Raw genomic sequence first — 24,985 nt, forward strand, 5'->3', positions numbered from 1 at the left:
CGTGGCACCCGGCACGGCCCAAACCCACAGCCAGCAGCAGACCCTTCATGCAAACCAACTGCGTCACCGCCGCCCTTGCCGCAAGCCCCGTCCTGCCGTGGCCCTATCCCCACTGGCAACTGCATGACGTGCTGCCTGCCGCCATTGCCGCCTCCCTTGTGCAATGGGTGCCCGGCACGCGGTTCATCGGCGGCGACAGCGGCGGCCAGCGCGCGGGCCGCAACGGGCACCGGCTCTTCGTAACCCCCGCCCAGCGCGCGGCCCACCCCGCACTCGACCAACTGGCCTGCCTGTTCGATGACGCCACCACGCGCGCAGGCTTCACCCGCCAGTGCAACGCCCGGCTGGAAGATGCCGCCCTACGCCTTGAACTGTGCCTCGATACCGATGGCTTCTGGCTTGAGCCGCATACCGATATCGGCGCCAAGCGGCTGACGCTGCTGGTCTCGCTCTCGATGGGTGCCGAGGCGATGGACTGGGGCACCGATATCATGACAGCGGAGGGCACGCCGGTGGCGCGGGCCTCGGGGCTGTTCAATTCGGGGCTGCTGTTCATTCCGTCCGCGCAGTCATGGCATGGCTTCGTGCGCAGGCCGCTGCACGGGGTGCGGCGCACGCTGATCGTCAATTACGTCAGTCCCGAATGGCGGGCGACGGAGGAACTGGCCCGGAGGCCATATGCCGCCTGAATACAGCCCCGCCCTGCGGCTCGACGGAACAGAATGCGCACGCAAGGCTTTATTCGCGCACCAATCGGTTCTAGGAAACACTCCTATACAAATGTAACCCCTTTCATCCCATGTCATCCCGGTCATGACGCAAGAGGACAACAGAGGTATGAGCGAGACCCCGCGCGAGACTATGGAATTCGATGTCGTCATCGTAGGTGGCGGCCCGTCTGGCTTGGCCGCGGCCATCCGGCTGCGCCAGATTGCCCCCGATGCCACCGTGTGCCTGATTGAAAAAGGCAGCGAGATTGGCGCCCATATCCTGTCTGGCGCGGTGATCGAGCCGCGCGCGCTGGCGGAACTCCTGCCGCACTGGCACGAGGAAGGCGCACCGCTGAACACCCCCGTGACGGAAGAGCAGATGCTCTACCTGACCGGGAATGGCAGCATCGAGGTCCCGTTTCTTGACCGCGTGATGCCGCACATGCGCAACCACGGCAACTACATCGTAAGCCTTGGCGACCTGTGCCGCTGGCTGGCGGGGCGCGCGGAAGAACTCGGCGTGGAGATCTATCCCGGCTTTGCGGGCGCGGAAGTGCTGGTTGATGACAGCGGGCGCGTGGCTGGCGTTGCCACGGGCGACATGGGCGTGGGCCGCGATGGAGAGCCCACCGGCAATTACGCGCCGGGCATGGAACTGCGCGCGAAATACACCCTGTTTGCCGAGGGCTGCCGTGGCTCGCTGACCAAGCAGGTCATGGCGATGTACAACCTGCGCCAGGGCGTGGACCCGCAGACCTACGGGCTGGGCATCAAGGAGCTGTGGGAAATCCCCAAGGAGATGCACCGCCCCGGCCTGATCCAGCACAGCTTTGGCTGGCCGCTCGATGACCGGACCTATGGCGGCGCATGGATGTACCATTTTGGCGACAACCTCGTCTCCTACGGCTTCGTGGTGGGGCTGGACTACCCCAATACATGGCTCTCGCCGTTTGACGAGATGCAGCGCGTAAAGCTGCACCCGTCCTTCCGCCCGTATTTCGAGGGGGCACGGCGCATCGCCTATGGCGCGCGCGCGCTGTCGGAAGGGGGCATCCAGTCCATTCCGCGCCTGACCTTCCCCGGGGGCGCGCTGATTGGCGATACGGCGGGCTTCCTCAACGTGCCCAAGATCAAGGGCACGCACACGGCCATGAAGTCAGGCATGCTGGCTGCCGAGGCCGTGGGCGAGGCGCTGGCCACCAGCCGCGTGGAGCCGGGCTCCTACACCCGCCGCATCAAGGATTCCTGGCTGTGGGATGAACTGCGCTCGGTGCGCAACATCCGCCCCGCCTTCGCCAAATTCGGCATGAAGGGCGGCGCGCTGTATGCGGGTATTGACGCCATGCTGCTGCGTGGCCGCGCGCCGTGGACGCTGCACACCCGCCACGCCGATAACGAAGTGCTGGAACCGGCCTCGATCGCGCCCAAGATTGACTACCCCAAGCCCGACGGCAAGATCACCTTCGACCGCCTCTCCTCGGTGTTCCTGTCGGCTACGAATCATGAGGAAGACCAGCCCGTCCACCTCAAGGTGCGCAACATGTCGCTGTGGAAGACAGTGAACTGGGATGTGTTCCGCGCGCCCGAAAGCCGCTACTGCCCGGCGGGCGTGTATGAAGTGGCCGATGAAGCGACCGACCCGCACCTGCAGATCAACGCGCAGAACTGCGTGCACTGCAAGACATGCGACATCAAGGACCCGGCGCAGAACATCGACTGGGCCACGCCAGAGGGGGCTGGCGGCCCGAACTATCCGGGCGGGATGTAATTGCCCGGCGGGTACGGTATGTATCCGCCACACCGATTGCCCTTATCCGAAGACAGACAGGCAAATATGCAATGAAGGTTCTTGTACCCGTTAAGCGCGTGATTGATTACAACATCAAACCCCGCGTGAAGGCCGACGGCTCCGGCGTGGAGACCGCTGGCGTCAAGATGTCCATGAATCCGTTTGACGAGATCGCGGTCGAGGAAGCCGTGCGCCTGAAGGAAAAAGGCGCAGTCAGCGAGATCATCGCCGTCTCCATCGGCGAGGCCAAGGCGCAGGATACGCTGCGCACCGCCATGGCCATGGGTGCTGACCGCTCCATCCTGGTCGAGACCGATGTGGTGACCGAGCCGCTGGCCGTCGCCAAGGTGCTCAAGGCACTGGTGGAAAAGGAAAAGCCGGAGCTCATCATCCTGGGCAAGCAGGCCATTGATGATGACATGAACGCCACCGGCCAGATGCTTGCAGGCCTGCTCGACCGACCGCAGGCCACCTTCGCCTCGAAGGTGGAAGTGGCTGATGGCACGGTTACGGTGACGCGCGAGATCGATGGTGGTTCACAGACCGTGAAGCTGGCGCTGCCCGCCATCATCACCGCCGACCTGCGCCTCAACGAGCCGCGCTACGCCTCGCTGCCCAACATCATGAAGGCGCGCAAGAAGCCAATGGAAAAGATCACGCCAGCCGATCTGAGCGTGGACATGACCCCGCGCCTGAGCGTGATCTCCGTGGCCGAGCCGCCGGAGCGCAAGGCTGGCGTGAAGCTCGACTCGGCGGCCGAACTGGTTTCGCGCCTGCGTAACGAAGCAAAGGTGATCTGATCATGACCGTTCTCGTTTATCTCGATCATGAAGGCGGCGTGATCCGTCAGGCTTCGCGCTCCGCCATCACGGCTGCCGCCAAGCTCGGCGATGTCGATGTGCTGGTCACCGGCCCCGATGCCGCTGCTGCCGCGAAGTCGGCTGCCGCCATCCCCGGCGTGAAGAAGGTGTTTGCCGTAACCGACACCACGGGCAACAGCGAACTCGCCGAGCCGGTTGCCGCCCTGCTGGCACAGCTTGCGGGCGGTTACACGCACATTCTGGCGGCCTCTTCCGCCACGGCCAAGAACGTGCTGCCGCGTGCGGCAGCCCTGCTTGATGTGCAGCCGATCCCCGATATCGTCGCCATCAACGATGCCGAGACCTTCGTGCGCCCGATCTATGCAGGCAGCGCGCTGGCGACCGTGAAATCGGCTGATGCGAAGAAGGTGATTACGGTGCGCGCCTCCGCCTTCGATCCCGCCCCGGCAGAAGGCGGCAGCGCCGCCATCGAGGAAATCGCCCTGCCCGCAGGCCCGGGTGGTTCCACCTTTGTCGCCACCGAACTCTCGAAGTCCGAGCGGCCGGAACTGGAATCCGCCCGCGTGGTGGTTTCGGGTGGTAACGGCATGCTCAATGAAGAGAACTTCAAGCTGCTCGAGCCACTGGCCGACCGCCTGGGTGCCGCCATTGGCGCCTCGCGCGCAGCGGTGGACAAGGGCTTTGTCTCGAACGAATATCAGGTGGGGCAGACCGGCAAGATCGTGGCGCCGGAACTGTATATCGCCATGGGCATTTCCGGGCAGATCCAGCATCTGGCCGGCATGAAGGACAGCAAGGTCATTGTTGCGATCAACAAGGACCCCGAGGCCCCGATCTTCCAGGTGGCGGATTACGGGATCGTGGGCGACCTGTTCACCATCCTGCCGCAGCTTGAGGCGGAACTCGACAAGGCAGGCTGACCCCTACGGGCCAGTCGTGCAAAAAGGGTGACGGGCGGTCTGTCCGGCACCCCTTTTTTATTGTGCGGGTCTATTCATTTTCCAGCACGGCGTGGGCGCGGGCGACTACGGTGTCGTATTCCTGCTGGCTCAGGTCGCCACGGTGCAGCATCTCGCTTGCACGGGCCAGCGCATCACGCGCATGGGTCACGTCGGGTATGGGGTAGCGTCGGCCCGGCAGGGCAAAGGCTGAATCGGGCAGGGCATCGCGTTCGGACGCCGTCAGTCTGGACATCGGTATTCCTCCCTTAATGCAGGGGTTCCGCCATGGGTGGGAACCCGCTCCAGCGTAACGGCGCCACCCTGCGCGCTACCAGCGGTAAAAATGCTGGTCTCCCGCGCTGCCATCAGCCCTTTACACGCGCGCCCCGCAACCATTGCGGCCCCTACGGCATTACATGGGCAGGGCACAAAAAAAGACAGGGCCTCCCATAGGGTGACCCTGTCAGTAGAACGTTGATACCGGAGGTAACACGCTCAGCCCGGTATCATGACCGGATTTTGTTGGTTTTTTATGGAAGCCAGCGGCTTCGTGTAACCCCTTATGCCATCCTCCTATTTAAACGTCAACAATAAATATAAATAAAAATACGATTTTACTTTTTTTGCACTGCACAATTGTCATGGTTATTTTGCACTGCACAATCAAATTTTATTATATACAGCAATAGTAAGGTCATTTTGTGCCCTGCAGCAAAAACAGGGTGAGCAGGGGTCTTGTGCCCGGTTTCAATGCCCCGCATCATGGGGTGTGACCATGGCGGCACCGGCCAGGCCGCCCCCACTGCAGCAGACAGGACACCCGAATGGGGGGACAACCCGCGACCCGACCAAAAGCCGCATTCTGCACAGGCAGCATTGTCCGCCATGTGGTGGTCATGGCGGGTACGGGGGCCATTGGCCTGATGGCGGTGTTCCTTGTCGACCTGCTGAACCTTTTCTACATTTCGTGGCTTGGCAACCCGGCTCTGACGGCGGCCATCGGTTTTTCCAGCGTGATCAACTTCGTGCAGATCGCGGTCTCCATCGGGCTGTCGATTGGCATCGGGGCCATCACCGGCAGGCTGATCGGCGCGGGCAAGATGGAACAGGCGCAGCGGGTCGCGTCATCCTTCGGCATTGTCATGCTCGGCTTCTGCCTGCTCATCGGGGTGTTCACCGCATGGCTCGCACCGCTCCTGCTGGCCCTGCTCGGGGCACATGGAGATGCGGCACGGCAGGGAACCACGTTCCTGCGCATCATCTCACCCGGCCTGCCGCTGATCGCAGCCGGCATGGGGTGCTCGGGCCTGCTGCGCGCCATCGGGGCTGCGCGCATTTCCATGAATGTGACGCTGATCGGCGCCATGATCTCGGCCATAGCCGACCCCGTGCTGATCGTAGTCCTCGGGCTGGGGCTGAAGGGGGCGGCAATCAGCACCATTCTCTCGCGCGGTATCGTGGCGCTGATGGGCTTTCGCTGCGCGCGCCGTCACGGCCTGCTGGCGTGGCCCGTGCGCACCCATGTCGTGGCCGACACAAAGCTGGTGGGACAGGTCGCCATGCCCGCCATCCTGACCAACCTGGCAACGCCAGTGGGCAGCGTGTTCGTGACGCACGCCATGGCGGGGTTCGGACTGGCGGCAGTTGCGGGACAGGCGACCATCGAGCGGATCGTACCGGTGGCTTTCGCCTTTATCTTTGCCCTGACGGGATCGGTGGGGCCGATCATGTCGCAGAATCTTGGCGCGGGTAAACTCGACCGCGTGCGGGCGACGCTCGTGGCTTCGCTGTGGCTGGTGGCAGGCTGCGTGGCGCTGACATGGGCCATCCTGTTCCTTACCCAGGACCTGGTGGTGCGAGTATTTTCTGCGCAGGACACGGCAGCGATGCTGATCCACCTGTTCTGTAACTGGACCATTGCAGGCTACGTGTTCATCGGCATGCTGTTCGTGGCCAATTCCGCCTTCAACAATCTGGGCCACCCGCTGTATTCCACGCTGTTCAACTGGGGGCGGGCGACACTGGGCACCATTCCGTTCGTGTGGATGGGCATGCGTTACGGACCGGGCGGCGTGCAGGTGGGGCAGGTGCTGGGCAGCGTGCTGTTCGGGTCCTGTGCCGTGCTCACCGCTTTTTCCGTAGTGCGGCGCCTGCACCCGGGTGATCAGGCCACGGAACAGGCCATGCCGGTCATTCCCCCACCCCAGACCGGCGAAGCGGGCCTGATCGAGCTCGACGAACTCGACCACTCGGCCTGATTATCGGACCAAGGCTATCAGCGACGCAGGACAGGCTGCATGTCACGCGTAATGGAACCAGTCGATCACGGCAGAAAATGGGGGTGCTGCCGCATCGTGCCCCGAGACAATGGCCTGCCCATCAGTCACCGGCCATTCAATGCCCAGAGTTGCGTCGTTCCAGCGCAGGCTGCGCGCGCAGCTATGGTCGGAGGGGGTCGTGCATTGGCAAAACACCTCCGTCTGGTCGGTCAATGTGCACAGACCGTTCAGGAAACCTGGCGGTATCCAGAACTGGCTGCCATTTTCGGCACTCAGGGTCACGCCCACCCATTGCCCGAACGTAGGCGAGCCCGTGCGCACATCCACCGCTACATCCCATATCGCCCCGCGCGTGCACCGCACCAGCCTGCCCTGGGCATGTGGCGCCACCTGGGCGTGAAGCCCCCGCACCATGTCCCTGTGCCGCCACAGGCTATAATGATCCTGCACGAAAGGGCTGACCATCCCGATCCGGGCCAGCAGGGCGGCAGGCCAGACCGGACTGGTCAAGCCCTGCTCGTGTTCCTGGCGGGGCGGGGTGAGCAAAAACAGGCCTTCAAGCGGCAGGGCCTCGACCTGGAGGGCGTGCCCCGCGCGCGTGCTGCCTGAAGCAGAAAAACCCGGCCGGGAACGGGCCTTGGGCTGCGTTCCCATTTTCAGCATGCCCGCATGGTTCGGTAATTGGTTGAAGGGTGCATCACGGCCCCGCTCGCTGTCCGGTCTGATTATTTCATCATTGTGAAATGCAGTTTTAACGCAGCATCGGTTACGAACCGATTAAGAGTGTGCCTTGAAATAACTATATGATATTAAATAATAAAATTTCTTGAATGCTGCTTTTTTCAAAAAAAGGCGGCGGTATCTGAAACTTTTTCAGAATTTAAGAACGCATAAAGCCCTCATGCAGAACATGAAGGCACTGACGCGGTCATCAATAAATAAAATGTGGGGGTTACCAGATAAGGAATCTGGTGGAGCCAAGGGGAGTCGAACCCCTGACCTCCTGAATGCCATTCAGGCGCTCTCCCAACTGAGCTATGGCCCCACTGTTCCGACGGTGCAGGCCATCTGCATGGCCTCCGTAGTCCGGTGACGGGGGTATAACCGCAAGCGCAGGGCGATGCAACCCCCCTTTATTCGATTCAGGGCAAGATAATGCCCTGCCTGCGCAGGGCCGCGAGCAGGGGCAGCAGCGGCAGGCCCATAATGGCCGACTGTTCGCCCTCAATGCGGTCGAAAAGCAGGATCCCGCGCCCTTCAAGCCGGTAGCACCCCACACAGGACAGGATCGCCTCGCCCTCGGCTGCCAGATACCATGCCAGAAAGGAATCGCTGAACGCGCGCATATGCAGCATGGGGCAGGCGACATGGTGCCAGACCTCACGGCCATCATGCAGCAGGCATACAGCCGTATGCAGCACATGCGCGCGACCCCGCAGGCGCAGCAACTGCGCGCGGGCCGTGCTGCGGTCTTCGGGCTTGTCGAACCATTCCTCCCCGCAGGACAGGATCTGGTCCGCGCCAATCACCACCGTGCCCGGTGCAGCCTGAACCGCACGGGCCTTGGCGCGGGCAAGCGCAAGGGCTGCAGCACTGGCATCATGCCCACCCGCACGCATGGCCGTGCGAATGGCGTGTTCATCTACATCCGCCGCCATGAACCGGGCCGCCAGCCCCGCCGATTCCACCAATGCGCGCCGTGCAGCCGAGCGGCTGGCAAGTACTATCGGTGGCGACTCCACCTGTAATGGGGCGGTCTTTAGTACTAAACTGGAGTCGTCTGGCATCGCGCTCTCCGTACTGCGGAAGTGAAACATTTAATTCGGGGCTCTGGAGTACTGGGGTACATGGGGACAGTACTCCAAACAATTCTGTGCCGTACCGAGTACCGTGGACAACGTGTACCCGCCCCATTCCGGTGAGTTGTACACAGCCTTGTGTCGGTACATCCGGGATAACTTTCCGACTCCGTGAGAAACCTTGGAGTCGGAAACGGTACACACTGTGGGGAAAACGGGGTACATTTTCGGAAACATGGGTACCCCGTGATCCACAGCACTAAAAGTACATCAAGAAATTTCTTTCTCTTTTCTTTTATTGTTTTGAAAGGGGCGCGCGCGTTGCGCCCTGCCCGCTATCCGTCGGCCCGAAAGTACGAGATAGTCCGGCCACAATGAAACAGAACGACGGATCGATGACAGAAACACGCAAACCCCTGCTCGCCACCCTGATGGGAGAGGCGACCTGGCCCCCTCCGGTATGGCTGATGCGGCAGGCGGGCCGGTTCCTGCCGGAATTCCGGGCATTGCGTGAAAAGGCTGATTTCATAACACGCTGCATGACCCCCGACATGGCGGTCGAGATCACGCTGCAGCCCATCCGCCGTTTCGGCATGGATGGGGCCATCCTGTTCTCCGATATCCTGATCCTGCCCTGGGCCATGGGGCAGTCGCTGGAATTCGTGCCCGGCAGGGGGCCTGTTCTGGGGGCCGTGCGCTCACAGGCCGATCTCGACCGGCTTGATCCAGGCCGGGTGGCGCAGGCGGTCGAACCGGTCATGCAGACACTGCGCAGGCTGCGGGCCATTGTCGATGGGCCGGAAGCAATCGGCCCGGCCCGACCGGGACAGGTAACGCTGATCGGGTTCGCGGGCGCGCCATTTACGGTGGCGTGCTACATGGTGGAAGGCCATGGCTCGCGTGAGTTCGAGGAAACCCGCAAACTCGCCTATACCGACCCTGCGTTTTTCGATCGTCTGATCGATCTGCTCACCACCTCCACGGCGGATATGCTGTGCGACCAGATCGAGGCGGGGGCCGAGGCGGTCATGCTGTTCGATAGCTGGTCGGGCCTGCTGCCGCCCTCGCAGTTCCGCAAGCACGTGATTGAACCGGCCAAGCGCATCACCGCCATCATCAACGCCCGCCATCCCGGCGTGCCGGTCATTGGTTTCCCCCGTCTGGCGGGGCTGATGGCGGTTGAATACGGGCGTGAAACCGGCGTGAACGCAATGGCGCTCGATACCGGGGCGGACATGAAGGCCGTGGCCGACAAAGTACCCGGCACGCTGGTGCTGCAGGGCAATCTCGACCCGATCCGCGTTCTGGCTGGCGGCGAAGGCATGCGTGCGGAAGCGCGTGCCATCCGCGATGCCATGAAGGGACGCCCGCATGTGTTCAACCTTGGCCACGGCGTTATTCCCACCACGCCGCCCGAGCATGTGGGCGACCTGATCAAGACTATCAGGGAGGTCTGAGCCATGCTGCCCTCCGCCCTGCGCCCCGATGGCGCGCTCAGGCTGGTCATTTTCGATTGTGATGGCGTGCTGATCGATAGCGAAGGCCCGTCATGCCGCATGATCGCCCGCACCCTGCGCGAGTATGGCACCGAGATCAGCGATGAAGACGCCGTGCACCGGTTTGCAGGCCACGCCCTGACCGCGCTCAAGCACGAGATCGAGGATGCGGAGGGCATAAAGCTGCCTGCTGACTGGCCCGCCCGGATGCAGCGCAATCTCGTTACCCTCATGCGCGATGAGGCGGAAACCATCGAGGGCGCGCCCGCCATGCTGCGCGGTGTGGCGAAGCTGGGTCTGCCCTACCGTATTGGCTCCAATTCCTCGGTAGAGGAAATGGAGGCCAAATTCGGTCGCACCGGACTCGATGCGCTGATTGCGCCCGCCAACATTCACTCCGCGCGTGACATGGGCCAGCCAAAGCCGGACCCGGCGGTCTATCTGGCGGCAGCAAAACAGCAGGGTGTGCCGGCGGAATGCTGCATTGTGCTGGAAGATACCGATACTGGCGCCCGTGCGGCGCAGGCCGCGGGCATGGGCTGCGTGCTGCTGCGCGCGCCCGACCTGCCGGCACCCAAATGGCCGGGGCTGCTGCGGATCGCGCATCTGGATGAGTTCGTGCCGCTGCTCGCGCGCATCCTGGCCAGCCACAAACAGGCGGGTCACTTGAATGGGTAGCGCCCTCATTCCCTTCATGCTGTGGCTCAAGGCATTCCACATCATGTCATTCATTGCGTGGATGGCGGGGCTGTTCTACCTGCCGCGCCTGTTCGTCTATCACTGTCAGGTCGTGGCCGGTTCACCGGAATCAGCCCGCTTCAAGGTGATGGAATACAAGCTGCTGCGCTTCATCATGGCGCCTGCCATGATCAGCACCTTCGTGTTTGGCGGGCTGCTGGCCGCCATACCGGGGGTGATCGACTGGCATGCGGGGTGGTGGCTGGTCAAGCTGGCCTGCGTGCTCGCCATGGCGGGCTTTCAGGGGGCGTGCGGGCGGTGGCGGCGTGACTTCGCCCATGATCGCAATATGCGGCCCGAACGCTTCTACCGCATGGCCAATGAAGTGCCGACCGTGCTGATGATGGTCATCGTCATAATGGTGGTGGTCCGCCCGTTCTGAACCGATCAGGCGGACCCGCTCAGGCGTGGATCAGAGCAGGGACTTGCCCTGCTTGAGCACCGCGTTGCACACCTTGGTGGTGACCTTCTGCTTGAGGTTGCCCTTCAGCGTGGCGAGCGAGAAGGTATTGCCATTGCCGGTATCAAGAACGCCGTTCTGACCGTTGGAATACTGGCTGCTCGAGGTATCGAGCCCGGCCTTCTGCTTGAGAGAGGACAGCAGGGTGGAGGGGCTGTTGCCCTGCAGGTAGTTGTTCTGCACGCAGTAGCTCAGCAGGCCCGTGACGTTGGAAGGAGCCAGCGAGGACACGGAGGGCATGCTCATGCCACTGCCCGACAGCAGGCTGGATGCGTTACCACCCAGGCCACCGAGCCCGCCAAAGCCTTCTGCATGTGCCGGGGCGGCTGCGAGGGCTGCGGTCAGGGGCAGGGCGGCGAGAAGTGCCAGGAAACGGTTCGATTTTTTCATGTGAATATTAACTCCTGAAAATGCGGTCCGAGTAAAAAAGCAGGGCCCGTGCTCTCATTATAGGCCGCACGGCGGTGGCGGGGATAGCCTGCTTACATCGGTGAGGTGAGCAGCATGTACTCAAGCTGTCGCATGAGTGGCACCACCACGTACTGGATCAGCAGCAGCAGGACCAGCGGGCTGAAATCCATGTTGCCAAAATCGGGCAGCACCCTGCGGATGGGGCGCAGCACCGGTTCGGTCATGCGATACAGGAAATTGCCGATATTCCATACGATCTGGTTGCGCTGGTCGAGAATGCCGAAGGCCAGCAGGAAGCTGAACAGGCACGAGACCAGCACCACATAGGTATAAAGCTGTATCAGTTCAGCCAGCAGGCTAAAGATTATGGGGATCAACGGGCCAACTTTCATAGGTGACGACACACGGGAATCTAGTGTTGTCAGGGGGCGCATACAACTGCCGTGAACCGCCAGTTCATTGCACGAAATGATATGGGGCCCCAAATTTGGCCTTGACTTGCGCCCGTTGCAGGTTATCTATCGCGCGAGGATTGTGGGGCTGTAGCTCAGATGGGAGAGCGCCTCGTTCGCAATGAGGAGGTCAGGGGTTCGATTCCCCTCAGCTCCACCACGATCCCCCCTGATTTCATGAAAATTGCAGTAACCCGTTCAGGCCTCCGTGTCGCCCAGTCCGGCTGTGGCGAGCAGTTCGATCTCGGCCAGCTGGCCCGGCTGTTCAAACTCCTTGACCAGGCGCAGCGTTGTGGCGGGGCAGGTGCGGCCGAAGAGGTCGTTGAGTAGTGGAAAACAGGCGGCAAATCCTGCCGTGTCGTGCAGCATGAAGATGATGCGCGTGACGTTCTGCGCCCCCATGCCCTGACTGGCCAGCTGCTCCATGCCCATCACCAGTGCCTGGCGGATCTGGCCGAACAGTTCAGGGGGGAAGCCACCGGTCTGCGCGTTGATCCCGGTCAGATGCCGGAGGTGAAGTTCGGGCTGCGGGCGCAACGACGTGTTTTCTTCCATATGTAAAAGAATCATGAAGTCGCCATGTTTTGTCCATAAAAATTTTTCCTTTCCCGAAACAACGCCCTGTCCGGTAAAGCACGGACATGAACGCTGCCCTCCACATCCATGCCTCCTGTGCCGCGCGCGGTGCGCAGGGCGTCATGCTCATGGGGCCATCGGGGTCGGGCAAGTCGGACCTGCTGCTGCGCCTGATCGATGCGGGCTATGCCCTTGTAGCCGATGACCAGGTCTGCCTGCACGCGGGGTGGGCCAGCCCGCCTCCCGCCCTTGCGGGCTTGCTCGAGGTGCGCGGCATCGGCATCATCCGCATGGCGTGGCAGAAGCGGGTGCGGGTGGTGGCCCTTGCAAGGCTGGTGGCGCCGCCCGATTATGCACCCCGCCTGCCACCGGCACCCGAACCCGATGCGCTGACCGGCGTGCCCGCGTTCCGCCTCGACCCGGCCCAGCCCTCGGCCGTGGCGCGCGTGGGGCTGATCCTTGACTGCGTTGCCGGACGCAGCCAATTGCTGGATGAAAGACAGATGTGATGCGGCTGCCACTTTCCATGATTGCCCTTTCGGGGGAGAATGGGTTCAGGAAAAGGTTTCGATCCCGCCATGATACAGCGATCTGTCACCCGGCAAATGGCTGAGAGAAGTCAGGGTTTTGCGTGACTGACACCATGCATGAAGACACACCTCTCCCCCGTCGCATCCTGCTTGTGACCGGCCTGTCCGGGGCAGGAAAATCCTCGATTCTGCGCATTCTGGAGGATCTGGGCCACGAGGTGATCGACAATCCGCCGCTGGGCATGCTCGATGAGATCGTGGCCCGTGCCGAACGCCCGGTCGCCATTGGCGTGGATTCGCGCACGCGCGGTTTCGATGCTTCCGCCGTGCTGGCAGCCCTGGCCCGGCTGCGCGTCAACCCCGCCCTTAATGCCGAACTGATCTACGCCACGGCGGAGGAAAGCGTGCTGCTCAGCCGCTATACCGCCACCCGCAGGCGCCACCCGCAGGCCGTGCATGGCACGGTCAAGGAAGGGATCGAGGCCGAGATCCGCCTCACCTCCTCCCTGCGTGAGGCCGCCGATGTGGTGATCGACACCTCCGACCTGCCCCCGCCCGAGCTGCGCCAGCTTGTCGAGGCCCGGTTTGGCGAATGGTCGGCAGGCGGCCTCGACGGGCTGACCGTCGCCCTGATGTCCTTCGCCTTTCCCGCTGGTCTCCCGCGGGAGGCAGACATGGTGTTCGATGCCCGTTTCCTCACCAACCCGTATTACGACCCGGCCCTGTCGGCCATGACCGGGCTTGATGCGGCCGTGGCGGATTATGTGGGCAATGACCCCGATTACGCCGAATTCCTTGATCGTATGGCCGGCCTGCTCGAACTCGTGCTGCCGCGCTTCGTGCGTGAGGGCAAGAAATACGCCACCATCGCCATTGGCTGCTCGGGCGGGCGGCACCGCTCGGTTACCCTTGTCGAGGCACTGGCGCAGCGGCTGGCGCAGCGTGCCGACAGTGCCCACCCCCAGGATGCATGGCCCGTCGTGATCATGCACCGTGAACTGGCCCGCCAGGGTCGCAGCAGCTGGCGCTGGGCAAACCGCCCGCGCGGGCTGGCCGAACCAACGGAGCAGGCGGACCCCAAATGATCGGTCTTGTATTCGTGATGCATGGCGTTCTGGGCGAGACCCTGAAGGCGGAACTCGAACATGTGGTAGGCCCGCAGGCGCAGGCTACGGTGTTCAATGTTACGGCGGCTTCGCTGCCCGGTACCTGCCACGCGGCATTGCGCGCGGCCATCGACTCGGTTGATAGCGGGCAGGGCGTGATCCTGCTGACCGACATGTTCGGCAGCACGCCGTCCAATGTTGCGATTTCGGTGTTGGAGAACAACCGCGTGGAGGTGCTCGCCGGCGTCAACATGCCCATGCTGGTCAAGCTGGCGCAGATGCGCGGCCAGGCGGCACTGCAGGAGTGCCTGCACGGCGCGGAAGAGGCAGGCAGGCGCTATATTTCGGTCGCATCCCACCTGCCTGCCGCCTGCCTGTCCGGCGTGGGGGCCTGCACGGGCGAGGCGGCGGATAGCGTGGTGGGCCATGGTGGCTGAGCCCGTGGCGCAGGCGGCACCCCGGCGGGCGGATGTGGGCATTGTCAACCAGCGCGGGCTGCATGCGCGGGCAGCGGCCAAATTCGTCACGGTGGCGGAAAAATTTGATGCCAGCATCGACGTGACCCATGCGGGCATGACCGTTTCGGGCCATTCCATCATGGGGCTCATGATGCTGGGGGCCGGAAAAGGCGAGACAATCGGCATCGCGGCCCAGGGACCGCAGGCGGCACCAGCACTTGCGGCCCTCGTGCGGCTGGTCGGGGCCGGGTTTGATGAAGACGACTGAACGCAAGCCCCCCCGTCGCCCCCGTCCTGGTGAGGTGCGGCTGGAGGGCCAGCCCGTTTCATCGGGCGTGGCCATCGGGTATGCCGCCATCGCGCATGATCCGGCACTCCCCGCCATCGATACCACGCGGCGCGATTGCGACCCCGCCCATGAACGTGCCCGCCTGCATGAGGCCATAACCCGCTCCACCGCCCAGCTACGCCGCCTGCATGACCGCCTGGCCCTGCTGCCGGAAGATGGGCAGGTGGAAATCGGTTCCCTGCTTGAAGTCTATCGCCGCATGCTCGGCCCCTCGCGCCTGCGGCGTGGCATCGAGGCACGGCTTGGGCTGGGCATGCTGGCCGAGGCCGCCGTGCAGCTTGAAACCGAGACCCTGGCCGCCTTCATGCTCAGCCCCCCCGGACGCCCCGCGCCCGAAGGGGAGGATGCGGTGGCGGCAAGACGGCGCGCGGGTGAGTTCCGCGAGATCGGGCGCAGGCTGGTGCGCAACCTCAGTGGCACGCCTTACCGGTCGTTCTCCGCCATTCCTGATGGCGCGATCCTTGTGGCCGAGCAGTTGCGCCCCGCCGATGCCGCCCTGATCGATCCCTCGCGCATCGCCGCCGTGGTGACGGAAGAGGGCGGCAGCACCGGCCATACCGCCATCCTGCTGCGTGCCCTTGGCATTCCCGCCGTGCTGGCCACCCATGGGCTTCTGGCCCAGATAGGGCGGCGCACGCGGCTGGTGGTCGATGGCTCGACCGGGCATGTCATCATCCGACCTTCCACCCGCACGGCGGCGGCAGCCCGGGTGGAGGTGGCGGCCTATGCGCGTGAACGCCAGGCGCTGGGCCGCCTGCGCCGCCTGCCGGCCCGCCTGTCGAGCGGAGAGGTGCTGACATTGCAGGCCAATCTGGAAATCCCGGCCGAACTGCCCATGATCGCGCAGTCAGGTGCGGCCGGCATCGGGCTGCTGCGCAGCGAGTTCCTGTTCATGAATGCCGAGACCCTGCCCGATGAAGCGCGGCAGGAAGCGCTCTACCGCCCCCTTGTCGAGGCCATGGCAGGCGACCCGGTCACGATCCGCGTGGTGGACTGGGGCAGCGAGAAGAACAGCGATGCCCTGACACAGGCAGGCATTGGCACCGGCAGCGATGTCAATCCGGCGCTGGGCCTGCGCGGCATCAGGCTGCTCCTGCGGCATCGCGCCCTGCTGGAGATGCAGTTCGCCGCCATCCTGCGCGCGGCCACCGCAGGCCCGGTGCGGGTGCTGCTGCCCATGGTGTCAGACCCGGCGGAACTGCATGAGGCGCGTGAAATCTATGCCCGCGTGGGGCGCAGGCTGCGGCGCAGGGGGGTGGACATACCCGATCCGCTGCCGCCGCTTGGCATCATGATCGAAACGCCGGCCGCCGCCCTCATGGCCGATGTGCTGGCGCAGGAGGCCGAATTCCTCGCCATCGGCACCAATGACCTGACCATGTACACCCTTGCGGCAGACCGGGCGGCAACGGATGTGGCGGGGCTGTATGACCCGCTGCACCCTGCCGTGCTGCGGCTTGTGCGGCTGGCGGCGGATGCGGGGCTGCGCCAGCGCAGGCCGGTCTCGCTATGCGGCGAGATGGCATCCGACCCGCTGGCCGTGCCGTTGCTGGTGGGGCTGGGGGTGCGGTCGTTTTCCATGCATGCCTCCGCCGTGCCGCGTGTGAAGCGCGCCGTGCGGGCAGCGGCGATGGATGACTGCCGCCGCATGGCCTGCCGCGCGCTTGAAGCGGCTGGCGGGCCGGAAGTCAGCGCCATGCTCATGGCTTATGCCGCTACCCTGCATCATGCCGGTGATGGTTAGCAGCACCTGCCTGCCTGTGGCCTGGCGGAATGTGGATGACGTGCTGGCCGCATGGGGCGACCGCCCGGGCTTTGCCTGCCTTGACAGTGGCGGCCCGGTCGGCCCGCGCGCGCGCTGGACCATCATCTGCCGCGACCCCGTGCACTGGATCGAGCAGAATGATGGCGCGTGCTGGCTGGATGGCACGCAGGTGGCGCAGGACCTGCCCAACCTGCTGCGGCAGTGCGTGCCGGGTGGTGGCTGCCCGCCCGAGGTGCCTTTTGCCGGGGGGGCGATCGGTTTTATCGGCTATGGCGCGGGTCAGCGCATGGAGGGGATCATCTCGCGCCATGAAGCAGGCGGTGATGGCCTGGAGGCTGCTTTCGGCCTGTATGACCATGCCTTTGTGCTTGATCGCGAGATGGGCCACGCCTGGCTGGCGGGTATGGGCCTTGATGGCCCGCGCATGGTGGCACTGGCGGCGCAGTGGACGGCGATTGGCCCGGCAGGAAAACCCTCTCCGCTGCCTGCGTTGCGTTTTTGGCCCGATCAGGATGCGGCAGCGTATCGCGCCGCCGTGGCGCAGGCCGTGGCCCGGATCGCGGCGGGTGAAGTATTTCAGGTCAACATCACCGGGCGCATGCAGGCTGCCCGTCCGTCCGGGCTTTCGGCGGTTGATGCCTACCGCACGCTGCGCGTCACATCGCCCGCGCCATTCGGGGCCTTTTTGGTGGGTGCGGGCGGGTTTGCGCTGCTCGGTGCCTCGCCCGAGCGTTTTTTGAGCCTTGATGGCACCGGCCGGGTCAGCACCCGGCCCATAAAGGGCACCGCCCCGCGTGGCGACACGGCGCAGGACGATGTCCGACTGGCCCACGCCCTGCGCCATGACCCCAAGGAGCAGGCCGAGAACCTGATGATCGTTGACCTCATGCGCAACGATATCGGGCGCGTGGCACAGTTGGGCAGCATTGCGGTGCCGGAACTTTTTGCGGTCGAGCAATTTGCGCATGTGCATCATCTGGTATCCGAAATAACGGGGCGGCTGGCACCGGGGCGCGATGCGTGTGACCTGCTGGCCGCCACCCTCCCGCCCGGCTCGGTCACCGGCGCGCCCAAGCACCGCGCCATGCAGGTGATCGATGCGCTCGAGGCTTCGCCCCGGGGAGCCTATTGCGGCACCGTGGTGCGGATCGGCTGCGATGGCGCGATGGATAGCGCCGTCATCATCCGCACGCTGGTGCTTACGAGCGAGCACGTTACAGCGGCGGCAGGGGGCGGCATTACCGTGGAGTCCGACCCGGAGCGCGAATACCGCGAAATGCAGCTTAAAATCGCAGCCCTGCTGGCCCTGTTCGGACCGCAGGCCGGTGAAGGAAACACGGCATGACCCTTGCCACCCTGCCCGTGTGGTTCAATGGCCGAATCATCAATCAGGCCGAAACCCGCATCGACCCGGCGGACCGGGGGCTGCTGCTCGGCGATGGCCTGTTCGAGACCATGCGTGTGGCGAACGGTGCGGTCCGGCATTTCGCGCTTCATATGGACCGACTGGCGCACGGCGCCGGCGTGCTCATGCTGCCATCACCCGACAGGAACCTGATCGCGCAGGCGGTGCGTGACCTGCTGGCTGCCTGCGGGCTGCAAAGTGGTTCGCTGCGGCTCACGCTCACCCGTGGTCCCGGCCCGCGCGGGCTGCTGCCTCCAGCTCAGGTGCGACCCACCCTGCTGCTCACCGCCGCCGCCAGCCTGCCGCCAGCAACTCCCATGCGGCTGGTAACGGCCAGCCACCGGCGCGATGAGGACAGCGTGCTCTCGCGCATCAAGAGCCTGAACTATCTGCCGTCCATCCTCGCGTGGATGGAGGCGGCAGGCCTGGGCGCGGATGATGCGCTGCTGCTCAACCGGGCGGGGCATGTGGCCGAGATGAGTGCCAGCACGCTTGTTGCCATCATCGGTGGGGAGGCGCTTACCCCCCCTGTGAGCGATGGCGCCTTGCCCGGCATCGCCCGTGGCGTGCTGCTGGCGGCAGGCATGCTACGTGAGGGCCGCCTCAGCCCCGCCATGCTGCGCGGCGCCGAGGCGGTTTTTGCCCTGAACAGCCTGTGCGCGCGTGAAGTGGTGGCGATTGACGGCCACGAACTGCCGCGCCAGCCCGCTTTGCTGTCCCGGCTGGTGGCGCATCTTGATGGCTGATTTTGCGCCCGTCTGAAAGAAAGTGATAAAAGTTTTCAGGTGCTGCATTTTTTCAAAAAAGTGGTGTTCTTTACGAAGCTTTTTGAAAAAAGCTGCGTCAGAAACTTTTCGATGTTTTCTGGACGGTCTGTTTCAGACAGCTTTTTAAAGAGCCAGCCATAACATTTCGCTTATTGCCCATTCCGGCACGGTTGGACTAATCCAACCCGCATTGGCTCATTTCCAGCTTGCGTGAAAGGTCACTTGCAGATGACCCCCCCCACCACCGTGCCGGTCCGGCGTGCCCTGATTTCCGTGTCTGACAAAAAGGGGCTGCTTGATCTGGCCCGCGCGCTTGTCGCCCACGGGGCCGAGATCCTTTCCACCGGCGGCTCCGCCCGCGCCCTGCGCGAGGCGGGCATTGCCGTGCGCGACGTGTCCGAGCATACCGGCTTCCCGGAAATTCTTGATGGCCGCGTCAAGACGCTGGTGCCGCAGGTGCATGGGGGCATTCTCGGCCGGCGCGACCTGCCCGCCCATGTGCAGCAGATGGAAGAGCACAAGATCACCCCGATCGACCTCGTGGCCGTCAACCTCTACCCGTTCGAGGCTACCGTGGCCTCTGGCGCGGGGCCGGAGGACTGCATCGAGAACATCGATATCGGCGGCCCTGCCCTGATCCGCGCCGCTGCCAAGAATCACGCCCACGTGGCTATCGTGACCGACCCCGCCCAGTATGGCGAGGTGATCACCGCACTCGAAAACGGCGGCACGACGCTGGGCCAGCGCACCAAGCTGGCAGGCGCGGCCTACGCCCGCACCGCTGCTTACGATGCGGCCATCGCTGCATGGTTTGCAGGCCAGGAAGGCGAGGTGCTGCCCCCCCGCATGATCATTGCGGGCGAAAAGCGCGAAAGCCTGCGCTATGGCGAGAACCCGCACCAGAAGGCGGCCTTCTACACCGATGGCTCGACCCGCCCCGGTGTTGCCACGGCCACGCAGATACAGGGCAAGGCGCTGTCCTACAACAACATCAACGACACCGATGCGGCCTTCGAGGCGGTGGCGGAATTCGATGAGCCTGCCGTGGTCATCGTCAAGCATGCCAACCCCTGTGGCGTGGCCACTGCTCCCACACAGGCCGAAGCCTGGGACCGCGCCCTGCGCTGCGACCCGGTCTCGGCCTTTGGCGGCATTGTCGCACTCAACCGCACGCTGGAAGCTGAAGCGGCGGCGCGCATCGCCAGCATCTTCACCGAGGTGATCGTGGCCCCTGACGCAACGGTCGAAGCACGCGAGATCCTGTCGCGCAAGAAAAACCTGCGCCTGCTGCTGACCGGAGCATTGCCTGACCCCGCAGCCGGTGGCGTGGTGGTGCGCTCGGTGGCCGGTGGCTTCCTGGCCCAGACGCGTGATAGCGGCCGCATCACTCCCGATGCGCTGAAGGTCGTGACCAGGCGCGCGCCCACTCCCGCCGAGATGGCGGACCTCATCTTCGCCTTCCGCGTGGCCAAGCACGTCAAGTCGAACGCGATCGTGTACGTGAAGGACCAGAGCACGGTGGGCATTGGCGCGGGCCAGATGAGCCGGGTTGATTCCGCGCGCATCGCCGCCACCAAGAGTGCGGATGCCGCGAAGGAAGCGGGCATCGACCATCCGCTGACCCGGGGCAGTGTCGTGGCATCCGATGCGTTCTTCCCGTTTGCCGACGGGCTTGAGGCCGCGATTGCCGCAGGCGCCACCGCCGTGATCCAGCCCGGCGGCTCGATCCGTGATGATGAGGTGATCGCCGCTGCCGACAAGGCGGGCATTGCCATGGTCTTCACAGGTATGCGCCATTTCCGGCACTGATCCGTCGTCAAGCCCCCTTGTCTGCGGGGCGGGGATGGAATGAGATGGCACGCCCGGCAGCGTGCCGGTCAAGACAGACGAAAGACGGGTACCCGCATGGACATTCATCGACGTTCCTCCTGCCGCCTGCTCGCGGGCGTGCTTGTTGCTGGCAGCCTGGCGGCGGGTAGTGCCCATGCGGCAGGCAAGACGGGCGTGCAGCCCACGGCCCAGGCTCCTGCGGCAACGCAGGTCGCCCCCGTGTTCGACCTTGCCCCGCTACCTGTAACCAGCGGGCAGCTGGTGCAGTACATCCTCAGCCCGGCAGGGCAGATTGCGGGGCTGCTGCTGGCCGATGGCACGCAGGTTTTCTGCCCGCAGGACCTTGGTGAGAACCTGCCCGCCATCGTTCGCCCTGGTGAGCAGGTCTCGATCAGCGGACTCAAGGGTATTGGCCACCCCATCGTGCGGGCCTATGCCATAACCGGCCCGCGCGGGCAGCGGATTGCCGATGTGCGCCCAGCAAGTGCGCCCGCACCCTATGATTCGCCCTCCATCGGTCCCGACGTGCCGGTGGATGGCACCGTGCTCGCCCCGCTCTATGACATGCAGGGCAAGGTGCAGGGCGCCATCATGCGCGATCACAGCGTGGTATATGTAGGCGAGGCCAACGCCACCCGCCTTGCCGCCTGGATCAAGCCGGGTGCCAGCCTGCATGCCATCGGCATTGGCGTGAGCGGGGAGCGCGGCACCGCCATCAACGCGCGTGAAATCGGGCCGGACGTGAACCAGGCCATTCACATCGAGCCCGCCGATGCGCCGCCGCCGGGCGCTTTTCCCGGCAGCGCGGGTTATGACGTGATTCCGGGCAGTGCCACGGCGCAATAAAGGTGCGCCGAACGCACAGAAGGTAAAAAAGATGCGGCGGGAAACGCTTTGTTTGCTCCCCCTTGCTTGACAGGTTATTGCAGCCCCGTTAGCTACCGCCTGCACCCTCAAGGAGGTGCGAGAAGTGGATAAGGATAACGATCCTTCCGGCGAGTCCTTCAACCGGCGACTGGAAGCGGCCCGCGAGCGCATGAAGCCCCGTAAGGCCGCTGAACGCGATACGGGGGGGACAATGTCCGATCTGGGCCTGGTCATCAGGTCGGGAACGGAACTGGTGTCGGCTCTTGTGGTCGGGGTTGGCATTGGCTGGGGTCTTGACCACTGGCTGGGCACGAAGCCCTGGTTCCTCATCGTCTTTTCGCTTCTTGGCGGTGTGGCAGGTGTACTTAATGTCTGGCGTCTTGTCAGGCCCGATGCCATAAGCACTAAGGCAGACGGGCCGGATGGCGGCTCCGGACGGTTATAGGGAAGAACGAAGTTGGCGGCCGGATCATCTATCGACGCGCTCGGTCAGTTCGAGCTCCATCCAGTTCTGGGTGCATTGGGCGAATCCCTGCGGTTCAGCCAGTCCCCCATGATGATGATTGTCGCCGCCTTGCTGGTTCTGGCGTTCCTGTATATGGGCATGCGCCCTGCTGCAGTGGTGCCGGGTCGCCTGCAGGCCGCAGCCGAGATGTGCTACGACTTCATCTACAACATGGCGGTCGACACGATCGGCGTGGAGGGCAAGGCCTTCTTCCCCTTCGTGTTCACGCTGTTCTTCTTCATCCTGGCCGGTAACTACCTTGGCCTGCTGCCTTTCTCCTTCGCCTTCACCAGCCATATCGCCGTGACCCTGGCGCTGGCGCTGATGGTGTTCTGTCTCTCGATCATCGTATCGCTCAAAGTGCAGGGGGCGAAGTTTTTCGCTCACTTCATGCCCGCGGGCGCCCCCAAGGCGCTGGCTCCGCTGCTGATTCCGATCGAGATCCTTTCTTTTCTTTCGCGTCCCGTGAGCCTGTCGATCCGTCTGTTCGCCAATATGGTGGCGGGTCACGTGATGTTCGATATGTTTGCCGCCTTCACGATCATGCTGGCCGGTCTGGGCTTCTTCGGTGATATCATCGCCGTTGGTCCCGTGGTCATCAATATCGCGCTGATGGCACTCGAATTGCTGGTTGGTGCCTTGCAGGCCTATGTGTTTGCAATCCTGACCTGCATCTATCTGAGGGAGGCGGTGGCCCACTAACAGGCCGCATCCGCTTCCATCTATTTCAATCCAGAACGTCTGAAACAAGGAAAACAAGACATGGATATCGCAGCAGCCCGTGAAATTGGTGCCGGTATCGCCGTTATCGCCCTCGCTGGCGTTGGCATTGGCCTGGGTAACATCTTCTCTACGCTGGTCAGCAGCATCGCGCGCAACCCGTCCGCACGCCCGCACGTGTTCGGCCTTGGCATGCTGGGCTTCGCCCTGACGGAAGCCGTGGCCCTGTATGCGCTGCTGATCGCGTTCCTGATCCTGTTCGTCTGATACGCTGGAGGCGAACATGGCGCGCGCCGTGATGTATAACAACATCCGAAGGGCGAAGTCTTTCCTGGCTTCGTCCGCGCTGGCTCTGCCGCTGATGGCCATGGCAGCCCCTGGCGCGCGCGCCGAGGGCATGCCCCAGCTTGATTTTGGCAATCCTTATGTCATCGGTCAGGTGATATGGGGCGCTGGCATTTTTCTGGTTCTCTACCTGCTGCTGAGCCGTTCGGCCCTGCCCAAGGTGGAGAAGGTTCTCTCGCTGCGTCGTCAGACCATCGAGACCGACCTTGGCATCGCGCACAAGGCCAAGACCCGCGCTGATGAAGCCGTGGCCGACCTGCACGCCGCACGCCGCAAGGCGCTGGCCGATGCACAGGCCAATGTGGACAAGGTTGTCGAGGAGGCCCGTCTGGCCGCCGCCCGGCAGACCGAGGAAATGAACGCACGCCTTGCTGCCGAGATCAGTGATGCCGAGACCCGCATCGCGCAGGCCCGGACACAGGCACTGGCATCCGTTCGCGAGATTTCCACAAACACGGCGGAAACGCTGATCAATCAGTTATCTGGCATTGCCGCCCCGGCCGATTTCGTGACGGCAAAGGTCGGTTCTGCTGCGGCAGCACGTGGTCTCTGACCCGCTGCCCAAGACAGACAGGTCATAATCATGTTTCATGATCCCCGTTTCTGGTCGGCTGTTGCCTTTGTCCTGTTTTTCGTCCTGTTCGGGCGTTCACTGTGGAAACCCCTGGTGAGCGCGCTGGACGGGCGGGCAGAGCGCATTCGTGCCGAGCTTGATGAGGCAGCCCGCCTGCGCCGCGAGGCCGAGCAGATGCTGGAGGACGCAACGCGAGACCGCGAGGCGGCTCTCGCCGAAGCCAAGGAACTGGTCGAGCACTCCCTGCGTGAAGCCGCGAACATCGCAGAAAAAGCCCGCAAGGACGCCGATGATATCGCCGCACGACGTGAGCAGATGGCCAAGGACCGGATCGCATCGGCCGAGCGTTCCGCCCTGCGCGAAGTGCGCGAGACGGCAGTTGACATCGCCATCCAGGCCGCCCGCGAGACGCTGGCTGCCAGCCTGCCTGCGGATGCTGATGGAAAGATCATCGACAAGGCGATCGGCGATCTGCCGGCAGCCCTTTCCCAGCGCGCTGCCTGATTGCCTTTGCAGCCGCCCGTCATGCAGGACAGTGATAACGGGGCGTCTTCACGCCCCGTTTTGTCCATTATCGCCGCTGTTCTGAACGAGGGCGGCAATATCCGCCCGCTCTGTCAGGAAATCGCGGCCGTGCTCGACCGCCTGCCCCCGGCTGAAATCATCTTTGTGGATGATGGCAGCACGGATGGCACCATGGCGGAACTTGAAACAGTCAGGCGCGATGGTATCCTGCCGCATCTGCGTATTCTCAGCCATGAGGCAGCCTACGGCAAATCCGCAGGGCTGCGTACCGGCATTGAGGCTGCGCGTGGCGAGTGGGTCATCGTGCTTGATGGCGACGGGCAGGATAATCCCATCGACTTCATCAACATGCTCGCACTGTGCCAGGAGGCAAGCGGGCGTGCACCCCTGGTGGTGGGCGTGCGTACCAAACGGCGCGATACCCTGTCGCGCAGGCTGGCCTCGCGTTTTGCCAATGGCCTGCGCCGCCGCCTGCTTGATGATGGCTGCCCCGATACGGGGGCCTCGCTCAAGGCGTTCCGGCGGGAGGATTTCCTGCAACTGCCGCAATTCGAGGGCCTGCACCGTTTCCTGCCTTCTTTAATGGGGCAGCGCGGTGTGCCGCTGGTGTGCATGCCGGTGCATCATCGCAACCGGCTGCATGGTTCCTCCAAATACACCAATTTCAACCGGGCGATTGTTGGCATCCGCGATATACTGGGTGTCATGTGGCTCAATAACCGCGCCAGGATACCGAAACGCGTTACCGAACGCTGAAGGGACCGTGC

Annotated in this window: 29 protein-coding genes and 2 tRNA genes; 24 read left to right on the top strand and 7 right to left on the bottom strand. The window is 63.8% G+C overall.

The window, feature by feature from the left end:
* The first annotated feature begins 47 nt into the window (after positions 1-47).
* From FMA36_RS05600 to FMA36_RS05615, 4 genes are all read left to right on the top strand, one after another.
* Positions 48-689, top strand: coding sequence for a 2OG-Fe(II) oxygenase family protein (locus tag FMA36_RS05600; protein WP_159261430.1), 642 nt, complete (start codon positions 48-50; stop codon positions 687-689).
* 148 nt (positions 690-837) lie between these two features.
* Positions 838-2,478 carry an electron transfer flavoprotein-ubiquinone oxidoreductase gene (locus FMA36_RS05605; RefSeq protein WP_159261431.1) on the top strand — a complete coding sequence of 547 codons (1,641 nt, stop codon included), beginning with the start codon at positions 838-840 and terminating at the stop codon, positions 2,476-2,478.
* A 71-nt stretch (positions 2,479-2,549) separates the two neighbouring features.
* Positions 2,550-3,299 (top strand): electron transfer flavoprotein subunit beta/FixA family protein, encoded by a 750-nt coding sequence (locus tag FMA36_RS05610; RefSeq protein ID WP_159261432.1) that lies wholly within the window; start codon positions 2,550-2,552, stop codon positions 3,297-3,299.
* Between the two features lie 2 nt (positions 3,300-3,301).
* Entirely contained in the window at positions 3,302-4,240 is a 939-nt protein-coding gene (locus tag FMA36_RS05615) for an electron transfer flavoprotein subunit alpha/FixB family protein (protein WP_159261433.1), read from the top strand.
* Positions 4,241-4,310: 70 nt separating this feature from the next.
* On the opposite strand, the gene FMA36_RS05620 is transcribed toward FMA36_RS05615, so the two are convergent.
* The gene (locus FMA36_RS05620) at positions 4,311-4,514 is read right to left on the bottom strand and encodes a hypothetical protein (protein ID WP_159261434.1); all 204 of its coding nucleotides are present in this window, start codon (positions 4,512-4,514) and stop codon (positions 4,311-4,313) included.
* A gap of 571 nt (positions 4,515-5,085) precedes the next feature.
* Here FMA36_RS05620 and FMA36_RS05625 point away from each other — a divergent pair.
* A complete protein-coding gene (locus FMA36_RS05625) occupies positions 5,086-6,519 on the top strand; it encodes an MATE family efflux transporter (RefSeq protein WP_159261435.1) in 1,434 nt (477 codons plus the stop codon).
* Between the two features lie 42 nt (positions 6,520-6,561).
* On the opposite strand, the gene FMA36_RS05630 is transcribed toward FMA36_RS05625, so the two are convergent.
* The 3 genes from FMA36_RS05630 to FMA36_RS05640 all read right to left on the bottom strand — a co-directional run bounded on the left by FMA36_RS05630 (position 6,562) and on the right by FMA36_RS05640 (position 8,282).
* A complete protein-coding gene (locus FMA36_RS05630; RefSeq protein WP_159261436.1) occupies positions 6,562-7,194 on the bottom strand; it encodes a dTDP-4-dehydrorhamnose 3,5-epimerase family protein in 633 nt (210 codons plus the stop codon).
* Positions 7,195-7,509: 315 nt separating this feature from the next.
* A tRNA-Ala gene (locus FMA36_RS05635) sits at positions 7,510-7,585 on the bottom strand.
* 97 nt (positions 7,586-7,682) lie between these two features.
* A complete protein-coding gene (locus FMA36_RS05640; RefSeq protein ID WP_408885649.1) occupies positions 7,683-8,282 on the bottom strand; it encodes a Maf family protein in 600 nt (199 codons plus the stop codon).
* Positions 8,283-8,734: 452 nt separating this feature from the next.
* On the opposite strand from FMA36_RS05640, the gene hemE reads away from it, so the two are divergent.
* Genes hemE through hemJ form a run of 3 tightly spaced genes read left to right on the top strand, consistent with a single transcriptional unit; the run spans position 8,735 to position 10,955 of the window.
* Positions 8,735-9,796, top strand: coding sequence for a uroporphyrinogen decarboxylase (gene hemE, locus FMA36_RS05645; RefSeq protein ID WP_159263655.1), 1,062 nt, complete (start codon positions 8,735-8,737; stop codon positions 9,794-9,796).
* 3 nt (positions 9,797-9,799) lie between these two features.
* Complete coding sequence (locus FMA36_RS05650; RefSeq protein WP_159261438.1) at positions 9,800-10,513, top strand: HAD family hydrolase; 714 nt, start codon at positions 9,800-9,802, stop codon at positions 10,511-10,513.
* Complete coding sequence (hemJ, locus tag FMA36_RS05655) at positions 10,506-10,955, top strand: protoporphyrinogen oxidase HemJ (protein WP_159261439.1); 450 nt, start codon at positions 10,506-10,508, stop codon at positions 10,953-10,955. Before FMA36_RS05650 ends, hemJ begins: the two co-directional genes overlap by 8 nt.
* Before the next feature lie 30 nt (positions 10,956-10,985).
* Here the strand turns inward: hemJ and FMA36_RS05660 are convergent, their stop codons facing one another.
* Together FMA36_RS05660 and FMA36_RS05665 are read right to left on the bottom strand one after the other, a co-directional pair.
* Positions 10,986-11,423: a YjjA family protein gene (locus FMA36_RS05660; RefSeq protein ID WP_159261440.1), complete on the bottom strand. Its 438-nt coding sequence runs from the start codon at positions 11,421-11,423 to the stop codon at positions 10,986-10,988.
* Positions 11,424-11,515: 92 nt separating this feature from the next.
* The gene (locus FMA36_RS05665; RefSeq protein WP_159261441.1) at positions 11,516-11,836 is read right to left on the bottom strand and encodes a YggT family protein; all 321 of its coding nucleotides are present in this window, start codon (positions 11,834-11,836) and stop codon (positions 11,516-11,518) included.
* Positions 11,837-11,980: 144 nt separating this feature from the next.
* Here FMA36_RS05665 and FMA36_RS05670 point away from each other — a divergent pair.
* A tRNA-Ala gene (locus FMA36_RS05670) sits at positions 11,981-12,056 on the top strand.
* A 38-nt stretch (positions 12,057-12,094) separates the two neighbouring features.
* Here the strand turns inward: FMA36_RS05670 and FMA36_RS05675 are convergent.
* The gene (locus FMA36_RS05675) at positions 12,095-12,466 is read right to left on the bottom strand and encodes a RidA family protein (protein WP_159261442.1); all 372 of its coding nucleotides are present in this window, start codon (positions 12,464-12,466) and stop codon (positions 12,095-12,097) included.
* 71 nt (positions 12,467-12,537) lie between these two features.
* On the opposite strand from FMA36_RS05675, the gene FMA36_RS05680 reads away from it, so the two are divergent.
* The 15 genes from FMA36_RS05680 to FMA36_RS05750 all read left to right on the top strand — a co-directional run bounded on the left by FMA36_RS05680 (position 12,538) and on the right by FMA36_RS05750 (position 24,974).
* Positions 12,538-12,981: an HPr kinase/phosphorylase gene (locus FMA36_RS05680; protein WP_159261443.1), complete on the top strand. Its 444-nt coding sequence runs from the start codon at positions 12,538-12,540 to the stop codon at positions 12,979-12,981.
* 134 nt (positions 12,982-13,115) lie between these two features.
* Positions 13,116-14,087, top strand: a complete 972-nt coding sequence (gene rapZ / locus FMA36_RS05685; protein WP_206065188.1) for an RNase adapter RapZ — start codon at positions 13,116-13,118, stop codon at positions 14,085-14,087.
* Complete coding sequence (locus FMA36_RS05690) at positions 14,084-14,545, top strand: PTS sugar transporter subunit IIA (RefSeq protein ID WP_159261444.1); 462 nt, start codon at positions 14,084-14,086, stop codon at positions 14,543-14,545. Before rapZ ends, FMA36_RS05690 begins: the two co-directional genes overlap by 4 nt.
* Positions 14,535-14,834, top strand: a complete 300-nt coding sequence (locus FMA36_RS05695; protein ID WP_206065190.1) for an HPr family phosphocarrier protein — start codon at positions 14,535-14,537, stop codon at positions 14,832-14,834. The genes FMA36_RS05690 and FMA36_RS05695 overlap by 11 nt, the downstream gene beginning before the upstream one ends.
* Entirely contained in the window at positions 14,821-16,659 is a 1,839-nt protein-coding gene (gene ptsP, locus FMA36_RS05700) for a phosphoenolpyruvate--protein phosphotransferase (protein ID WP_159261445.1), read from the top strand. The genes FMA36_RS05695 and ptsP overlap by 14 nt, the downstream gene beginning before the upstream one ends.
* The gene (locus tag FMA36_RS05705; protein WP_240906490.1) at positions 16,643-18,025 is read left to right on the top strand and encodes an anthranilate synthase component I family protein; all 1,383 of its coding nucleotides are present in this window, start codon (positions 16,643-16,645) and stop codon (positions 18,023-18,025) included. Before ptsP ends, FMA36_RS05705 begins: the two co-directional genes overlap by 17 nt.
* On the top strand, positions 18,022-18,831 hold the full coding sequence (locus tag FMA36_RS05710) for an aminotransferase class IV (RefSeq protein WP_159261446.1): 810 nt from the start codon (positions 18,022-18,024) through the stop codon (positions 18,829-18,831). Before FMA36_RS05705 ends, FMA36_RS05710 begins: the two co-directional genes overlap by 4 nt.
* A gap of 249 nt (positions 18,832-19,080) precedes the next feature.
* A complete protein-coding gene (gene purH, locus FMA36_RS05715) occupies positions 19,081-20,661 on the top strand; it encodes a bifunctional phosphoribosylaminoimidazolecarboxamide formyltransferase/IMP cyclohydrolase (protein ID WP_159261448.1) in 1,581 nt (526 codons plus the stop codon).
* 96 nt (positions 20,662-20,757) lie between these two features.
* On the top strand, positions 20,758-21,528 hold the full coding sequence (locus FMA36_RS05720) for a hypothetical protein (RefSeq protein WP_159261450.1): 771 nt from the start codon (positions 20,758-20,760) through the stop codon (positions 21,526-21,528).
* Between the two features lie 124 nt (positions 21,529-21,652).
* Positions 21,653-21,994, top strand: coding sequence for an AtpZ/AtpI family protein (locus FMA36_RS05725; RefSeq protein ID WP_159261452.1), 342 nt, complete (start codon positions 21,653-21,655; stop codon positions 21,992-21,994).
* 12 nt (positions 21,995-22,006) lie between these two features.
* Positions 22,007-22,756 carry a F0F1 ATP synthase subunit A gene (locus tag FMA36_RS05730; protein WP_130730849.1) on the top strand — a complete coding sequence of 250 codons (750 nt, stop codon included), beginning with the start codon at positions 22,007-22,009 and terminating at the stop codon, positions 22,754-22,756.
* Positions 22,757-22,816: 60 nt separating this feature from the next.
* Positions 22,817-23,041, top strand: a complete 225-nt coding sequence (locus tag FMA36_RS05735; RefSeq protein ID WP_003616715.1) for an ATP synthase subunit C family protein — start codon at positions 22,817-22,819, stop codon at positions 23,039-23,041.
* A gap of 16 nt (positions 23,042-23,057) precedes the next feature.
* Entirely contained in the window at positions 23,058-23,672 is a 615-nt protein-coding gene (locus tag FMA36_RS05740; protein WP_061275558.1) for a F0F1 ATP synthase subunit B family protein, read from the top strand.
* A 30-nt stretch (positions 23,673-23,702) separates the two neighbouring features.
* Positions 23,703-24,197 carry a F0F1 ATP synthase subunit B family protein gene (locus FMA36_RS05745; protein ID WP_159261453.1) on the top strand — a complete coding sequence of 165 codons (495 nt, stop codon included), beginning with the start codon at positions 23,703-23,705 and terminating at the stop codon, positions 24,195-24,197.
* Between the two features lie 21 nt (positions 24,198-24,218).
* Positions 24,219-24,974 carry a glycosyltransferase gene (locus FMA36_RS05750; protein WP_159261455.1) on the top strand — a complete coding sequence of 252 codons (756 nt, stop codon included), beginning with the start codon at positions 24,219-24,221 and terminating at the stop codon, positions 24,972-24,974.
* Positions 24,975-24,985: the final 11 nt, after the last annotated feature.

This window comes from Komagataeibacter xylinus (genome assembly GCF_009834365.1).
In the GTDB taxonomy this organism is placed as follows: domain Bacteria; phylum Pseudomonadota; class Alphaproteobacteria; order Acetobacterales; family Acetobacteraceae; genus Komagataeibacter; species Komagataeibacter xylinus_D.

Excerpts from the sequence above, each read along its gene's own strand:
- FMA36_RS05600 (WP_159261430.1), top strand. The coding sequence starts at position 48 with ATGCAAACCAACTGCGTCACCGCCGCCCTTGCCGCAAGCCCCGTCCTG.
- FMA36_RS05605 (WP_159261431.1), top strand. The coding sequence starts at position 838 with ATGAGCGAGACCCCGCGCGAGACTATGGAATTCGATGTCGTCATCGTA.
- FMA36_RS05610 (WP_159261432.1), top strand. The coding sequence starts at position 2,550 with ATGAAGGTTCTTGTACCCGTTAAGCGCGTGATTGATTACAACATCAAA.
- FMA36_RS05615 (WP_159261433.1), top strand. The coding sequence starts at position 3,302 with ATGACCGTTCTCGTTTATCTCGATCATGAAGGCGGCGTGATCCGTCAG.
- FMA36_RS05620 (WP_159261434.1), bottom strand. The coding sequence starts at position 4,514 with ATGTCCAGACTGACGGCGTCCGAACGCGATGCCCTGCCCGATTCAGCC.
- FMA36_RS05625 (WP_159261435.1), top strand. The coding sequence starts at position 5,086 with ATGGGGGGACAACCCGCGACCCGACCAAAAGCCGCATTCTGCACAGGC.
- FMA36_RS05630 (WP_159261436.1), bottom strand. The coding sequence starts at position 7,194 with ATGGGAACGCAGCCCAAGGCCCGTTCCCGGCCGGGTTTTTCTGCTTCA.
- hemE (WP_159263655.1), top strand. The coding sequence starts at position 8,735 with ATGACAGAAACACGCAAACCCCTGCTCGCCACCCTGATGGGAGAGGCG.
- FMA36_RS05650 (WP_159261438.1), top strand. The coding sequence starts at position 9,800 with ATGCTGCCCTCCGCCCTGCGCCCCGATGGCGCGCTCAGGCTGGTCATT.
- hemJ (WP_159261439.1), top strand. The coding sequence starts at position 10,506 with ATGGGTAGCGCCCTCATTCCCTTCATGCTGTGGCTCAAGGCATTCCAC.
- FMA36_RS05660 (WP_159261440.1), bottom strand. The coding sequence starts at position 11,423 with ATGAAAAAATCGAACCGTTTCCTGGCACTTCTCGCCGCCCTGCCCCTG.
- FMA36_RS05665 (WP_159261441.1), bottom strand. The coding sequence starts at position 11,836 with ATGAAAGTTGGCCCGTTGATCCCCATAATCTTTAGCCTGCTGGCTGAA.
- FMA36_RS05675 (WP_159261442.1), bottom strand. The coding sequence starts at position 12,466 with ATGATTCTTTTACATATGGAAGAAAACACGTCGTTGCGCCCGCAGCCC.
- FMA36_RS05680 (WP_159261443.1), top strand. The coding sequence starts at position 12,538 with ATGAACGCTGCCCTCCACATCCATGCCTCCTGTGCCGCGCGCGGTGCG.
- rapZ (WP_206065188.1), top strand. The coding sequence starts at position 13,116 with ATGCATGAAGACACACCTCTCCCCCGTCGCATCCTGCTTGTGACCGGC.
- FMA36_RS05690 (WP_159261444.1), top strand. The coding sequence starts at position 14,084 with ATGATCGGTCTTGTATTCGTGATGCATGGCGTTCTGGGCGAGACCCTG.
- FMA36_RS05695 (WP_206065190.1), top strand. The coding sequence starts at position 14,535 with ATGGTGGCTGAGCCCGTGGCGCAGGCGGCACCCCGGCGGGCGGATGTG.
- ptsP (WP_159261445.1), top strand. The coding sequence starts at position 14,821 with ATGAAGACGACTGAACGCAAGCCCCCCCGTCGCCCCCGTCCTGGTGAG.
- FMA36_RS05705 (WP_240906490.1), top strand. The coding sequence starts at position 16,643 with ATGCCGGTGATGGTTAGCAGCACCTGCCTGCCTGTGGCCTGGCGGAAT.
- FMA36_RS05710 (WP_159261446.1), top strand. The coding sequence starts at position 18,022 with ATGACCCTTGCCACCCTGCCCGTGTGGTTCAATGGCCGAATCATCAAT.
- purH (WP_159261448.1), top strand. The coding sequence starts at position 19,081 with ATGACCCCCCCCACCACCGTGCCGGTCCGGCGTGCCCTGATTTCCGTG.
- FMA36_RS05720 (WP_159261450.1), top strand. The coding sequence starts at position 20,758 with ATGGACATTCATCGACGTTCCTCCTGCCGCCTGCTCGCGGGCGTGCTT.
- FMA36_RS05735 (WP_003616715.1), top strand. The coding sequence starts at position 22,817 with ATGGATATCGCAGCAGCCCGTGAAATTGGTGCCGGTATCGCCGTTATC.
- FMA36_RS05740 (WP_061275558.1), top strand. The coding sequence starts at position 23,058 with ATGGCGCGCGCCGTGATGTATAACAACATCCGAAGGGCGAAGTCTTTC.
- FMA36_RS05745 (WP_159261453.1), top strand. The coding sequence starts at position 23,703 with ATGTTTCATGATCCCCGTTTCTGGTCGGCTGTTGCCTTTGTCCTGTTT.
- FMA36_RS05750 (WP_159261455.1), top strand. The coding sequence starts at position 24,219 with ATGCAGGACAGTGATAACGGGGCGTCTTCACGCCCCGTTTTGTCCATT.